The sequence below is a fragment of the Streptomyces sp. R818 genome (genome assembly GCF_056172735.1).
Genome location: NZ_JAOCNE010000003.1, coordinates 777921 through 792354 on the forward strand (window position 1 = coordinate 777921; position 14434 = coordinate 792354).

The 14434-nt window shown below is 71.1% G+C and carries 11 protein-coding genes; 2 read left to right on the forward strand and 9 right to left on the reverse strand.

All coding sequences use genetic code 11. From position 1 onward, the window contains the following. Positions 1-2: 2 nt before the first annotated feature. Positions 3-890, forward strand: coding sequence for a hypothetical protein (locus tag N5I75_RS08665; RefSeq protein ID WP_476675953.1), 888 nt, complete (start codon positions 3-5; stop codon positions 888-890). Positions 891-902: 12 nt separating this feature from the next. On the opposite strand, the gene N5I75_RS08670 is transcribed toward N5I75_RS08665, so the two are convergent. The 6 genes from N5I75_RS08670 to N5I75_RS08695 form a co-directional block, all read right to left on the reverse strand. Further along, positions 903-1838 (reverse strand): SDR family oxidoreductase, encoded by a 936-nt coding sequence (locus N5I75_RS08670; RefSeq protein WP_476675955.1) that lies wholly within the window; start codon positions 1836-1838, stop codon positions 903-905. Then, positions 1835-2605 (reverse strand): SDR family oxidoreductase, encoded by a 771-nt coding sequence (locus N5I75_RS08675; protein ID WP_476675957.1) that lies wholly within the window; start codon positions 2603-2605, stop codon positions 1835-1837. Before N5I75_RS08675 ends, N5I75_RS08670 begins: the two co-directional genes overlap by 4 nt. A 77-nt stretch (positions 2606-2682) precedes the next feature. After that, the gene (locus N5I75_RS08680; protein ID WP_476675959.1) at positions 2683-4302 is read right to left on the reverse strand and encodes a DEAD/DEAH box helicase; all 1620 of its coding nucleotides are present in this window, start codon (positions 4300-4302) and stop codon (positions 2683-2685) included. A gap of 130 nt (positions 4303-4432) precedes the next feature. After that, positions 4433-4636: a cold-shock protein gene (locus N5I75_RS08685; protein WP_005318814.1), complete on the reverse strand. Its 204-nt coding sequence runs from the start codon at positions 4634-4636 to the stop codon at positions 4433-4435. 143 nt (positions 4637-4779) lie between these two features. After that, positions 4780-5385, reverse strand: a complete 606-nt coding sequence (locus N5I75_RS08690; protein ID WP_476675962.1) for a TetR/AcrR family transcriptional regulator — start codon at positions 5383-5385, stop codon at positions 4780-4782. 20 nt (positions 5386-5405) lie between these two features. After that, positions 5406-5969, reverse strand: a complete 564-nt coding sequence (locus N5I75_RS08695) for a HutD/Ves family protein (RefSeq protein WP_476675964.1) — start codon at positions 5967-5969, stop codon at positions 5406-5408. 127 nt (positions 5970-6096) lie between these two features. Here N5I75_RS08695 and N5I75_RS08700 point away from each other — a divergent pair, with 127 nt between their 5' ends. After that, complete coding sequence (locus tag N5I75_RS08700) at positions 6097-6975, forward strand: rhomboid family intramembrane serine protease (protein WP_476676987.1); 879 nt, start codon at positions 6097-6099, stop codon at positions 6973-6975. A gap of 164 nt (positions 6976-7139) precedes the next feature. On the opposite strand, the gene N5I75_RS08705 is transcribed toward N5I75_RS08700, so the two are convergent. From N5I75_RS08705 to N5I75_RS08715, 3 genes are all read right to left on the reverse strand, one after another. Then, the gene (locus N5I75_RS08705; RefSeq protein WP_476675966.1) at positions 7140-8600 is read right to left on the reverse strand and encodes a glutamate synthase subunit beta; all 1461 of its coding nucleotides are present in this window, start codon (positions 8598-8600) and stop codon (positions 7140-7142) included. After that, positions 8593-13203 (reverse strand): glutamate synthase large subunit, encoded by a 4611-nt coding sequence (gene gltB, locus N5I75_RS08710; protein ID WP_476675968.1) that lies wholly within the window; start codon positions 13201-13203, stop codon positions 8593-8595. Before gltB ends, N5I75_RS08705 begins: the two co-directional genes overlap by 8 nt. A 339-nt stretch (positions 13204-13542) precedes the next feature. Next, positions 13543-14274, reverse strand: a complete 732-nt coding sequence (locus N5I75_RS08715) for a VIT1/CCC1 transporter family protein (protein ID WP_476675970.1) — start codon at positions 14272-14274, stop codon at positions 13543-13545. Between the last annotated feature and the right edge of the window lie 160 nt (positions 14275-14434).

Consider the following 14434-nt stretch of genomic DNA (forward strand, 5'->3'; position numbering starts at 1 on the left):
CTGTGGTGCACGGCTATCCGCATCTGGAGACCGTGCGGGGGGCGGTCACCGCGCTGTACAAGCGTCTCTCGTACGACACGGTGCACACGTTCGCGACGAGCGTCGCCCCGGCCGACGTGGCCTTCGGCGACGACGACGATCTGCACCTCGGGGCGCAGCGCGTGGCGCGCGAGCTGGTGCGCCACTACCACCTGCCGGACGCCCGCATGATCGTCGGGTTCCGGGAGATGGAGCACGCGGCGAGCGTCGAACTGGCGGCGGGCCCGGAGTACTTCATCGAGCTGAACGACCGTTTCCGTACGCACCGCAGGGACATCGGGGCGGCTCTGGCGCACGAGATCATGCACGTGTACCTGCACCGCCTGGACCTGTCGTTCCCGGGGACGCGGGACAACGAGATCCTCACCGACACCGCCGCCACCTACCTGGGCGCGGGCTGGCTGCTCCTGGACGCCTATCGGGAGGACGGCGCGTCGTCGCAGAAGCTCGGCTATCTGACCCCGGAGGAGTTCGGGTACGTCCTGGCGAAGCGCTCGCTGGCGTTCGGGGAGGCGCCGGAGACGTGGTTCACCAGTGCGCAGGCGTACACGGCGTACACGAAGGGGCTCGCGCAGGCGCGCCGCGACGAGCAGCAGCCGCCGCTGACGGCGGCGGGCTGGGCGGGCCGTCGCCGCTACGCGAAGGACCGCCGCTACGCCCAGGACCACGGCGCCCGGGGCCCCGCCCCGGCGGGCCCGTACACCTTCTCGGCGGACGGCCCGCAAGGCCGCGCCGGGCTGCGGGTGTCGTTCCCCTGCCCCACGTGCCACCAGCGGATCCGGGTGCCGGTACGGGGGCGGGTCCGGGCGCGGTGCGGGTTGTGCCGGACGGTGCTGGAGTGCGACACATGACAGCGGGGCCCCTCAGGACGCCCCGTACACCGCCCCCGGCGCCTCCGCCCGCGCCAGCAGTTCCCGTACGGCGGCGCCCGCGCCCGCCGGGGTCCACCGTTCCGCCTTGTCGACCGTCGGGCCCGGCCGCCAGCCCTCCATGACGGTGATGCGGCCGCCCTCGGCCTCGAAGACGCGGCCGGTGACGTCGTCGCCCGTCATCGCCGAGCCGAGCCACACCACGAGCGGGGAGACGTTCTCCGGCGCCATCGCGTCGAAGCCGCCGCGCTCGGGTGCGGCCATCGACGCGGCGAACGTCGCCTCGGTCATGCGGGTGCGTGCGGCGGGTGCGATGGCGTTGACCCGGACGCCGTACCGGCCGAGTTCGGCGGCGGCCACGAAGGTGAGGCCGAGGATCCCGGCCTTCGCCGCGCTGTAGTTCCCCTGCCCGACCGACCCCAACAGCCCCGCGCCGGAGGAGGTGTTGACGACCCGGGCCGCGACCGGCCGCCCCGCCTTGGACTGGCCGCGCCAGTACGACGCCGCGTGCTTCAGGGGCAGGAAGTGCCCCTTCAGGTGGACGCGCATGACGGCGTCCCAGTCGTCCTCGTCGAGGTTGACGAGCATCCGGTCGCGCAGGAACCCGGCGTTGTTCACGAGGGTGTCGAGCCGGCCGAAGGTGTCGACGGCGGTGGCGACGAGCGACGCGGCGCCCTCGGAGGTGGCGACGTCCCCGCCGTGCGCGACCGCCTCACCGCCCAACTCCTCTATCGCGCGCACGACTTGTTCCGCCGGGCTCTCGGCCCCCGGCGTGCCGTCGAGCCCCACCCCGAGGTCGTTGACGACGACCTTCGCGCCCTCGGCCGCGTACGCGAGGGCGTGGGCGCGCCCCAGTCCGCGACCGGCGCCGGTGACGGCCACGACCCGGCCCGCGCACAGCCCACCGCCGACGGTTTCCGCGTCCGTCATGTCACGCCCCCCAGTCGGTCGCTGTTGTTGACGGTCGCCGCGTCCAGGAACGCGGGGCGTTCGCCGCCGCCGTGCAGGAGCAGGCCGGCTCCGGTGATGTACGAGGCCGCGTCCGAGGCGAGGAAGACCGCGGCGGCGCCGATCTCGCGGGGCTCGGCGAGGCGGCCGAGCGGGACGGTGGCGCCCACGGCCGCGATCCCGGCCTCGTCCCCGTAGTGCAGGGCGGAGCGTTCGGTGCGCACCATGCCGAGCACGAGGGTGTTGACGCGGATGTCGGGGGCCCACTCCACGGCCATGGACCGCGCCAGGTTCTCCAGGCCCGCCTTCGCCGCTCCGTACGCGGCCGAGCCGGGTGAGGGGCGGGCTCCGCTGACGCTGCCGATCATGACGATGGAGCCGTGCGCGGCGGCCAGCTGTGCGCGGGCGGCGAGGGAGACGGTCAGCGGAACGGTCAGGTTCAGCTCGATCACGCGCGCGTGGCGCTCCGCGTCGCTGTCGCCGAGCAGCCGGTACGGGGTGCCGCCCGCGTTGTTGACCAGGACGTCGACGCGGTCGAGCCCGGCGAAGAGGTCCCGGACGGCTGCCGTGTCCCGCAGATCGGCCGCGACGAACGCGCAGCCGGGCAGCGGCTGGGCGGGCGGGCGGCGGGCACAGATCACGACGCGGGCCCCGGCGCGCACGAAAGCGTCGGCGATGCCCGCGCCCACTCCCCTGGTGCCGCCGGTGACGACGACGGTGCGTCCGCTCAGGTCTGCGCCGACCTCCATAACGCAGCCTCCCTCCCACCTAACAAACGTTAGGTGGGAGGGAGGCTGTCCGTCTAGGCCGCGGCCCTACGGGCTCGTCAGGCGGCTGCCTTGCGGGGGCCGCGCGGGCCCTGACCGCGCCGGTTGCCGCCCGACGCCGCACCGTTCGCCGCGCCCGAGCCCGTGCCCGAGCGGCGACGGCCACCCGACGCGCCCTGACCGGAACGCTGACCGCCCTGGCCGGAACGCGTACCGCCCTGGCCTGAGCGCTGGCCGCCCTGCGCCGAGCGCTGGCCCTCTCCGCGACCGGCGCCCGGGGCGCCACCGCGCGAGCGGCGCGGACGGCGCGGCTTGTTCGCCGACTCCGCCGTGGCCTGCTCGGGCACCGCGATGGTCACGGCCACCCCTGAGGGCTCGCGCGCGCCGGTGATCGTCACCAGCTCCTCGTCGGTGGAGCGGACCTGGGTCGTGCGGGGCTGCACCTTGGCGTCCCGCATGAGCCGCTGCACGTCCCGCTTCTGCTCGGGCAGGACGAGCGTGACGACGCTGCCGGACTCGCCCGCGCGGGCGGTGCGGCCGCCGCGGTGCAGGTAGTCCTTGTGCTCGGTGGGCGGGTCGACGTTGACGACGAGGTCGAGGTCGTCGACGTGGATGCCGCGCGCCGCGACGTTCGTGGCGACGAGGGCGGTGACCCGGCCGTCCTTGAACTGCTCCAGGGTGCGGTTGCGCTGCGGCTGGCTGCGGCCGCCGTGCAGCGGCGCGGCGAGCACGCCGCTGGCGAGGAGCCTCTTGGCGAGCCGATCGGCGGAGCGCTTGGTGTCGACGAAGAGGATGACGCGGCCTTCGCGGGCGGCGATGCGCGCGGTGACGGCCTTCTTGTCGGTCTCGTCGAGGACGTGCAGGACGTGGTGCTCCATCGTGGTGACGGCGCCCGCGGAGGGGTCGACGGAGTGCACGACGGGGTCGGTGAGGAACTGGCGCACAAGCCGGTCCACGTTCCGGTCGAGGGTCGCCGAGAAGAGCATGGTCTGCCCGCCGGGCGCGACCTGCTTGAGCAGGGCGGTGACCTGCGGCATGAAGCCCATGTCGGCCATCTGGTCGGCCTCGTCCAGGACGGTGATCCGGACCTGGTCGAGGGCGCAGTCGCCGCGCTCGATGAGGTCCTTCAGGCGGCCCGGGGTGGCGACGACGACCTCGGCGCCGCGGCGCAGCTGACCGGCCTGGCGGCCGATCGACATGCCGCCGACGACGGTGGCCATGCGCAGGTTCAGCGCGGTGGCGTACGGGGTGAGGGCGTCGGTGACCTGCTGGGCGAGTTCGCGCGTGGGGACGAGCACGAGCGCCAGCGGGGTCTTCGGCTCGGCCTTGTTCCCGGCGGTGCGGGCGAGCAGCGGGAGGCCGAAGGCGAGGGTCTTGCCGGACCCGGTGCGGCCGCGGCCGAGCAGGTCGCGTCCGGCGAGGGAGTTGGGCAGCGTCGCGGCCTGGATCGGGAAGGGCGCGGTGACGCCCTGTGCCGTCAGCGTCTTCAGGAGCGCGGCGGGCATGTCGAGGGCGGCGAAGTCGTCGACCGGGGGCAGCGCGGGGCTGCTGTTCTCCGGCATGGTGAACTCGCGGGGCGGCGTGGGCTGCTGCCGGCGCTGCTGCTCGGGGGCGCGCCGCCTGCCGGCTGATGCGGGGCGGGGACTGCGACGGCTGGACGGGCGGGCTGAGCTGGCCATGCGGCATGCCTTCCGGGGGGATCTCCGGGGGTCCGGGGGGTGGGGACAGCGCGAGCCGGGGCCCGCACCATGACAGCGCGAGCCGGGGCCCGCACCATGACGGTGCGGGCCCCGGCCCGGTGAAGCTGGATCAGGCGGGGAGGATGTTCTCCGCCTGGGGGCCCTTCTGGCCCTGCGTGACGTCGAAGGTCACCTTCTGGCCTTCCTGGAGCTCGCGGAAGCCCGAGGTGGCGATGTTCGAGTAGTGGGCGAAGACGTCAGCGCCGCCGCCGTCCTGCTCGATGAAGCCGAAGCCCTTTTCCGAGTTGAACCACTTAACGGTACCGGTGGCCATGAAATTCTCCTTGAAACAGGTAGCAGCCCCCCATTCCGAGAATGCCCCGGCAAAACAATAATGCGCCTGAGGAACATTCCCGTCAGGCGCACATAAAGTCTATGGGTACCAAAACTGCAACACGGTTACCGTAGCACGGTTTTTCAGTCGGCCGCGAGTCCGTCCAGGACCATGGTCAGGTACTGGCGGGCGATCTCGTCCGGACTGTGCTGTCCGCCCGGCCGGTACCAGGAGGCGGCGACCCAGACGGTGTCGCGGACGAAGCGGTAGGCGAGGCGCAGGTCGAGGTCGGCGCGGAACGCCCGGTCGGCGACGCCGCGCTCCAGGGTCGTCAGCCATGTCCGTTCGAAGCGGTCCTGCGACTCGGCGAGGAACGCGAACCGCTCCTGGCCCGCGAGCTGCCTGGCCTCGCGCTGGTAGATCGCGACGGCGGCGCGGTGCCGGTCGATCTCCCGGAAGGATTCGGTGACGAGCGCCTCCAGGGTCTCCCGGGGCCCGAGCCCGGCGTCGAGCACGGTGTCGTAGCCGGCCCACAGCTCGTCGAGGAAGGTCCGCAGGATCTCCTCCAGCATCGATTCCTTGGAGTCGAAGTGGTAGTAGAGGCTGCCGGCGAGCAGGCCCGCCTCCTCGGCGATCTTGCGGACGGTGGTGGCGTTGTAACCCTGGGCGGCGAAGACCCCGGCGGCGGTCTCCAGGAGTTCGCGGCGCCGCTCGTCGGGGGCGACCTGTGGCTTCTTCTTCGTAGGCACGCCCCTATTGTGGTCCGCCGTCACAGGCCGCCGACGACGGCCACCGGGCCCGGTGCGTGCAGCGCCCCCGCTCCTTCGACGAGTACGGCGTCGTGGCGGCCGAGTTCGTACCCCGCGACCTGGGCGCCTTCCCCGGTGAGAGCGACGACGAGGGTGGGGCCGGGCGCGAGGGGCAGGCGGCCGCGGACGACGGCGACGGTCGGGGGCGCTGGGAGGGCGGCCCGCCGCCACATGACGTTGAGGTTCACGACGGGCCCGCCGAGGAGGCGGCAGTCGGTGGCCACGTCACCGGCGAAGTCCCGGGGCTCGTGGCGGGTGTCGACGAGAACGGGGCGGCCGTCGACGGTCAGCTCCATCCCGTCGCCCTCGACCATGGTCAGTGTCCGGTCGACGCCGGGGAACGCGGAGAACGGCCCGTCCCCGGCGACGTCGGCGAGGCTGACCCGCCAGACGAAGCCGCTCATGTCCGCGCCCAGCGGCGAGCAGGCGATCTCGCGGGTGACGCCGCCGCCGTTCCTCCAGGCGACGGCGGTGCGCCCGGCGGCGGGCAGCACGCGGACGGGGACCTCGGCGGTGTCGATCATGAACGCCGAGGGTACGCCGGGGCACCCGTGCCGACCAGGCACGCACGGTTGGTTATGTTGTTCGCGCCTACGTTGATGACCTCAGGAGCCGGCCGTGGAGCCCACCCCTCAGTCCGCCGCGACACCGATGTGCTATCGCCACACCGACGTCGGGACGCACATCGCCTGCACGCGCTGCGACCGGCCGATATGCCCCGACTGCATGCGCGACGCCGCGGTCGGCTTCCAGTGCCCGGAGTGCGTGCGCGAGGGCTCGCGCTCGGTCCGCCAGGCCCGCACGGTGGCCGGGGGCCGGATCTCGGCCGTGCCGCTCGTGACGTACGTACTGATCGCGGTGAACGTCCTCGCGTACGTCGCCGAGATCGTCCGGCCGGGCATCGTCGCGCAGCTGGAGATGCTCGACCGCGGCCTGATCGGTCCTGACGGGGCGCTCTACCAGTACCAGGAGCTGTACTCGTCGGAGTACCACGCCGCCGGGGTGGGCTTCGGCGAGTGGTATCGGCTGCTGACCAGTGCGTTTCTGCATCTTCCGCCCACCGACAACCCGCTGGGGTTCCTGCACATCCTGCTCAACATGGCGTCGCTGTGGAGCATCGGCCGGATCGTCGAGGCCCAGCTGGGCCGCGCCCGCTATCTCGCCCTCTATCTCATCTCCGCGCTCGGCGGTTCGGTCCTGGTGCTGCTGCTCGCGCCCGAGACCCCGACGGTCGGCGCGTCCGGCGCGATCTTCGGCCTGGGTGCCGCGTACTACGTGACCGCGCGGCGGCTCGGGGCGGACATGCGGCAGGTCAACCAGTTCATGGGGTTCCTCCTGCTGTGGATGCTGATCTCCATGCGGCTCACGTCGTGGCAGGCGCACCTGGGCGGGCTGCTCACGGGCGCCCTGGTGACGCTGGGCCTGGTGTACGCGCCGCGCCGCCGCCAGACTCTGGTGCAGGGGCTGGCGTGCGGGGCGGTGGTGATCGTCCTCGTGGCGCTGACGGCGGTGAAGGTGGCGGCGCTCTAGCCGCACCGTGCGGGCCGCCTCCTCGGTACCAGCACCCCTCCGGAGGCGGACGCGCCGCGACGCCCGCCCTGTCGTCCGGTCGGGGACAGTTGGGCGGGCGTCGCGCTCAGTTCCGTACGCCGTTGTACGGGACGTTCAGGGGCGGAGAGCCTGTCTTCGAGGCCTCACACCATGAGGGAGCGGTCCGTCGGGCGGATCGGGGCGGGAAGCTCCGAGACGCCGGACAGGTAGCTGTCCACGCCGCGGGCGGCCGAGCGGCCCTCGGCGATGGCCCAGACGATGAGGGACTGGCCGCGGCCCGCGTCACCGGCGACGAAGACGCCGGGGACGTTGGTCTGGAAGTCGGCGTCGCGCTCGATGTTGCCCCGGGCGTCGAGGTCGAGGCCGAACTGGGAGACGAGGCCGTTCTCCTGGTCGGTGCCGGTGAAGCCCATGGCGAGGGTGACGAGCTGCGCGGGCAGCACGCGCTCGGTGCCGGGCTTCGGGGTGAGCTTGCCGTCGATGAACTCGACCTCGGTGAGGTGCAGCGCCTGGACGTTGCCGTCCTCGTCGCCCTCGAAGTGGGTGGTGGAGACGGAGTAGACCCGCTCGCCGCCCTCCTCGTGCGCGGAGGTGACCTTGTAGAGCATGGGGAAGGTCGGCCAGGGCTGGTTGGCGTTCCGCTCCTCGCCCGGGCGCGGCATGATCTCCAGCTGCGTGACGGACGCGGCGCCCTGGCGGTGGGCGGTGCCCACGCAGTCGGCGCCGGTGTCGCCGCCGCCGATGACGACGACGTGCTTGCCCTCGGCGGTGATGGGGGGCTGCACGAAGTCGCCCTCCTGCACCTTGTTGGAGAGCGGCAGGTACTCCATGGCGAAGTGCACGCCGTTCAGCTCGCGGCCCGGGACGGGCAGGTCGCGGGAGACCGTGGCACCGGCGGCGATGACGACGGCGTCGTAGCGCTTGCGGAGCTTGGCGGCGTCGATGTCGCGGCCGATCTCCACACCGGTGCGGAACTTGGTGCCCTCCGCGCGCATCTGCTCGATGCGGCGGTTGATGTGCCGCTTCTCCATCTTGAACTCGGGGATGCCGTAGCGGAGCAGGCCGCCGATGCGGTCGGCGCGCTCGTAGACGGCGACCGTGTGACCGGCCCGGGTGAGCTGCTGGGCGGCGGCCAGACCGGCCGGGCCCGAGCCGATGACGGCGACGGTCTTGCCCGACAGGCGCTCGGGGATCTGCGGGGCGACGTCGCCCCGGTCCCACGCCTGGTCGATGATCGAGACCTCGACGTTCTTGATGGTGACCGGCGGCTGGTTGATGCCGAGGACACACGCGGACTCACACGGAGCCGGGCAGAGGCGGCCGGTGAACTCCGGGAAGTTGTTCGTGGCGTGCAGGCGCTCCTGCGCGGCCGACCAGTCCTCGCGGTACGCGTAGTCGTTCCACTCGGGGATCAGGTTCCCCAGCGGGCAGCCGTTGTGGCAGAAGGGGATGCCGCAGTCCATGCAGCGCGACGCCTGCTTGCTGATGATCGGCAGCAGGGAGCCGGGAACGTAGACCTCGTTCCAGTCCTTGACACGCTCCTCCACCGGGCGGGTCTTGGCGACCTCGCGCCCGTGGTTGAGAAAGCCCTTGGGATCAGCCATTGGTCGCCGCCTCCATCATCTTCTCGGTGATCTCGGTCTCGGAGAGACCGGCTCGCTCGGCGGCGTCCTTGGCGGCGAGCACTGCCTTGTACGTGCTGGGGATGATCTTGCTGAAGCGCTCCACGGACACGGTCCACTCGGCGAGCAGCTTCTCGGCGACCGTCGAGCCGGTCTCCTCGGCGTGGCGGCGCACCACGTCGTGCAGCCACTGCTTGTCGGTGTCGTCCAGGGGCTCGACGGCGCCCTGGCTGGTGACGTTGACGTTGTCCGGGTTCAGGTCGATGACGTAGGCGATGCCGCCCGACATGCCGGCCGCGAAGTTGCGGCCCGTCTCGCCGAGGACGACCGCGTGGCCGCCGGTCATGTACTCGCAGCCGTGGTCGCCCACGCCCTCCGAGACGACCGTGGCACCGGAGTTGCGGACGCAGAAGCGCTCGCCGGTACGGCCGCGCAGGAACAGCTCGCCGCCCGTCGCGCCGTAGGCGATCGTGTTGCCGGCGATCGTCGAGTACTCGGCGAGGTGGTCGGCGCCGCGGTCCGGCCGGACGATGATGCGGCCGCCGGAAAGCCCCTTGCCGACGTAGTCGTTGGCGTCGCCTTCGAGCCGCAGGGTGACACCGCGCGGCACGAACGCGCCGAACGACTGACCGGCGGACCCGGTGAAGGTGATGTCGATGGTGTCGTCGGGCAGACCGGCGCCGCCGAACTTCTTCGTCACCTCGTGGCCGAGCATGGTGCCGACCGTGCGGTTGATGTTGCGGATGGCGACCTGGGCGCGGACCGGCTGGGCGTCGGTCTGGTCGTTCGCGGCGAGGGCGTCGGCGGCGAGCCTGATCAGCTCGTTGTCGAGCGCCTTCTCCAGGCCGTGGTCCTGCGTGGCGATCTGGTGGCGGACGGCGCCGTCCGGCAGCTCGGGCACGTAGAACAGCGGCTCGAGGTCGAGGCCCTGCGCCTTCCAGTGGTTGACGGCCCGCTCGGTGTCGAGCAGCTCGGCGTGGCCGACGGCCTCCTCGATGGAGCGGAAGCCGAGCCCGGCGAGCAGTTCGCGGACCTCTTCGGCGATGAACTCGAAGAAGTTGACGACGAACTCGGGCTTGCCGGAGAACCGCTCGCGCAGCGTCGGGTTCTGGGTGGCGATGCCGACCGGGCAGGTGTCCAGGTGGCAGACGCGCATCATGACGCAGCCGGAGACGACGAGCGGCGCGGTCGCGAACCCGAACTCCTCGGCACCGAGCAGCGCGGCGATCAGCACGTCGCGGCCGGTCTTCAGCTGGCCGTCGGTCTGGACGACGATGCGGTCGCGCAGGCCGTTGAGCAGCAGCGTCTGCTGGGTCTCGGCGAGGCCGAGCTCCCAGGGACCACCGGCGTGCTTGAGCGAGGTGAGCGGCGAGGCACCGGTGCCGCCGTCGTGACCGGAGATGAGGACGACGTCCGCGTGCGCCTTGGACACACCGGCGGCGACGGTACCGACACCGACCTCGGAGACCAGCTTCACGTGAATCCGCGCCTGCGGGTTCGCGTTCTTCAGGTCGTGGATCAGCTGGGCGAGGTCCTCGATGGAGTAGATGTCGTGATGCGGCGGCGGCGAGATGAGACCCACACCGGGCGTGGAGTGCCGCGTCTTGGCGACCCACGGGTAGACCTTGTGGCCGGGCAGCTGACCGCCCTCACCGGGCTTGGCGCCCTGGGCCATCTTGATCTGGATGTCGTCGGCGTTGACCAGGTACTCACTCGTGACGCCGAAGCGTCCGGAGGCGACCTGCTTGATGCTGGACCGGCGCGCCGGGTCGTACAGACGGTCGGCGTCCTCGCCGCCCTCACCGGTGTTGGACTTGCCGCCCAGCTGGTTCATCGCGATGGCGAGGGTTTCGTGGGCCTCGCGCGAGATGGAGCCGTAGGACATGGCGCCGGTGGAGAACCGCTTGACGATCTCGGAGACGGGCTCGACCTCGTCGATGGAGATCGGCTCGCGGCCCTCGGCCTTGAACCCGAACAGACCGCGCAGCGTCATGAGCCGCTCGGACTGCTCGTTCACGCGGTCCGTGTACTTCTTGAAGATGTCGTAGCGGCGCGAGCGCGTGGCGTGCTGGAGGCGGAAGACCGTCTCGGGGTCGAACAGGTGCGGCTCGCCCTCGCGGCGCCACTGGTACTCGCCGCCGATCTCCAGGAGGCGGTGCGCGGGCGCGATGCCGGAGGCCGGGTAGGCCTTGGCGTGACGCGCGGCGACTTCCTCGGCGATGACGTCGAGACCGGCGCCGCCGATCTTGGTGGCGGTGCCGTTGAAGTACTTCTCGACGAAGGCCTCGTCCAGGCCGACGGCCTCGAAGACCTGGGCGCCGCGGTAGGAGGCGACGGTCGAGATGCCCATCTTGGACATGACCTTGAGGACGCCCTTGCCGAGCGCGTAGATCAGGTTGCGGATGGCCTGCTCGGGGCTGCCGTCCTCGTCACCGGCGAGGAAGGTGCCCGCGCGGACGAGGTCCTCGACGGACTCCATGGCCAGGTACGGGTTGACGGCGGCGGCGCCGTAACCGATCAGCAGGGCGACGTGGTGGACCTCGCGGACGTCACCGGCCTCGACGAGGAGGCCCACCTGGGTGCGCTGCTTGGTGCGGATGAGGTGGTGGTGGACGGCCGCGGTGAGCAGCAGCGACGGGATCGGCGCGTGCTCGGCGTCGGAGTGCCGGTCGGAGAGGACGATCAGGCGGGCGCCGGCCTCGATGGCGGCGTCGGCCTCGGCGCAGATCTCGTCGATGCGGGCGGCGAGGGCGTCGCCGCCGCCGGAGACGCGGTAGAGGCCGGAGAGCGTCGCGGCCTTCATGCCGGGCATGTCGCCGTCGGCGTTGATGTGGATGAGCTTGGCCAGCTCGTCGTTGTCGATGACCGGGAACGGCAGGGTCACGGACCGGCAGGAGGCGGCCGTCGGCGCGAGCAGATTGGAGCCCGGGCCGAGCGAGGAGCGCAGCGAGGTGACCAGCTCTTCGCGGATGGCGTCCAGCGGCGGGTTCGTGACCTGCGCGAACAGCTGGGTGAAGTAGTCGAAGAGGAGGCGCGGGCGCGCGGAGAGCGCGGCGATGGGCGTGTCGGTGCCCATGGAGCCGATCGGCTCGGCGGCGGTCCTGGCCATCGGCGCGACGAGGATGCGCAGCTCTTCCTCGGTGTAGCCGAAGGTCTGCTGGCGGCGCGTGACGGAGGCGTGCGTGTGCACGATGTGCTCGCGCTCGGGCAGGTCGGAGAGCTCGATCTCACCGGCTTCGAGCCAGTCCCCGTACGGGTTCTCGGCGGCGAGACCGGCCTTGATCTCGTCGTCCTCGATGATGCGGTGCTCGACTGTGTCGACGAGGAACATGCGACCGGGCTGGAGCCGGCCCTTCTTGACGACCTTGGCCGGATCGATGTCGAGAACGCCGACCTCGGAGCCGAGAACGACAAGCCCCTCGTCGGTGACCCAGTAGCGGCCCGGACGCAGACCGTTGCGGTCGAGAACGGCGCCGACCTGGGTGCCGTCGGTGAAGGTGACACAGGCCGGGCCGTCCCAGGGCTCCATCATCGTGGAGTGGTACTGGTAGAAGGCGCGCCGGTCCGGATCCATGGAGGCGTGGTTCTCCCAGGCCTCCGGAATCATCATCAGCACACTGTGCGGCAGCGAACGCCCACCGAGGTGCAGAAGTTCCAGCACCTCGTCGAAGGAAGCCGAGTCGGAGGCGTCCGGCGTACAGATCGGGAAGATCCGCTCCAGCTTGTCGCTGCCGAACAGGTCCGAGGCGAGCTGCGACTCGCGGGCGCGCATCCAGTTGCGGTTGCCCTTGACGGTGTTGATCTCACCGTTGTGCGCGACGAAGCGGTACGGGTGCGCGAGCGGCCACGACGGGAACGTGTTGGTGGAGAAGCGCGAGTGGACGAGCGCGATGGCCGAGGCGAAGCGGCGGTCGGACAGGTCCGGGAAGAACGGCTCCAGCTGCCCGGTCGTGAGCATGCCCTTGTAGACAAGAGTCCGGGCGGAGAGCGACGGGAAGTACACGTCGGCCTCGCGCTCAGCACGCTTGCGCAGCACGAACGCCTTACGGTCAAGGGCGATACCCGTATTGACACCGTCGGCGACGAAGATCTGCCGGAAGACGGGCATGGTCGCGCGGGCGGTGGCACCAAGGAGCTGCGGCGCGACAGGCACCTCACGCCACCCGAGAACGGTCAGCCCTTCCTCACCGGCGATCGTCTCGATCTGCGAGACGAAGGACGCGGTGTCCTCCTCGGGCAGGAAGGCGATGCCGACGGCGTACGAACCGGCGTCGGGGAGGTCGAAGTCAACCACCTCGCGCAGGAAGGCGTCCGGAACCTGGGACAGGATGCCCGCGCCGTCACCCGAGTCGGGCTCGGAGCCGGTGGCACCGCGGTGCTCCAGGTTGCGCAGGACCGTGAGCGCCTGTTCGACCAGCGTGTGGCTCGCCTCGCCGGTGAGGGTGGCCACGAAGCCGACGCCGCAGGCGTCGTGCTCGTTGCGCGGGTCGTACATGCCCTGGGCGGCAGGGCGAGCATCCATGTGCGACCAGTTGCTGCTGTGGCCGTTGCTGGAATGCTGGGACGGCTGGCGCGGCGTACGCATCGGCTCTCCCGTCGTCGTCGTGGCATTTGCGTGCCGAGGGACGACGTTGGCCCTCTGCGAAAGTTCATGCTGCTGCAAAATTTCGTGCAGGTTACATGATGGAACGAATCTCGGGAACCGGATACTTCGTTCCAACATGCGGACACCGCGGTGGCGGTGGAGAGAGACCCTGGCGGGTGGACGGTTGCCCCGGGGGCCGGTACGTCGTAGGGCGACGTGGGCCTCATTGCCCACAGCGCTTACGGCTCATGCCCCGTGGTCAAACAGTCGAAACAGTCCAGTAACGACTAGTTATGCAAGGCCCTGTATAGCCATCTTCCGGCCGTGACCGGCGAACCGTCAACCTATTGCAGTACCGAAAAGACTGCCCAGGAGATACGTCACACCCGCCGCGGCACCGCCCAGGGCCAGCTGCCGCAGCCCGCTGAACCACCAGGACCGGGCCGTCACCTTGGCCACGACGGCACCGCAGGCGAAGAGCCCGAGGAGCGCGAGGACGACGGCCGGCCACAGATCGCTCGCCCCCAGGAGATAGGGGAGTACGGGCAGCAGGGCGCCGAGGGCGAACGACCCGAACGACGAAACGGCGGCGACCATCGGGGAGGGCAGCTCGCCCGGATCGATACCCAGCTCCTCGCGCGCGTGGATCTCCAGCGCCTGCTCGGGATCCTTGGACAGCTGCTTGGCGACTTCTGCGGCCAGCTTCGGCTCGACACCACGGGAGACATACAGCTCGGCCAGCTCCCGCTCCTCGTCGGCGGGGTGCTTGCGCAGTTCCCGGCGCTCGACGTCCAGCTCGGCCTCGACCAGCTCGCGCTGCGAGGCGACGGAGGTGTACTCACCGGCGGCCATGGAGAAGGCACCGGCGGCGAGCCCGGACAGACCGGTAATGATCACGGTCTGCTGCGAGACGGCACCACCGGCGACACCGGCCATCAGGGCGAAATTGGAGACGAGCCCGTCCATCGCGCCGAAGACCGCGGGACGCAGCCAGCCGCCGTTGACGTCGCGGTGGGTGTGGTTGTCCCGGTGCGCGTCGTGCAGTGCCGCTTCGGTCTCGATGATGGCCATGCTCGTGAACCCCACTCCCCTAGGTCGCTTACACGCTCGAAAGTACGCGCGAAACTCGGCCACCGCTAGCAAGGAAGGCCGTACTTACCTGCGGTTTTGCACCCTGTGCAACGCGCTTGCCGCGCTCTGACCTTGGCCTTCCCGGGGGGAGGCGTGACAT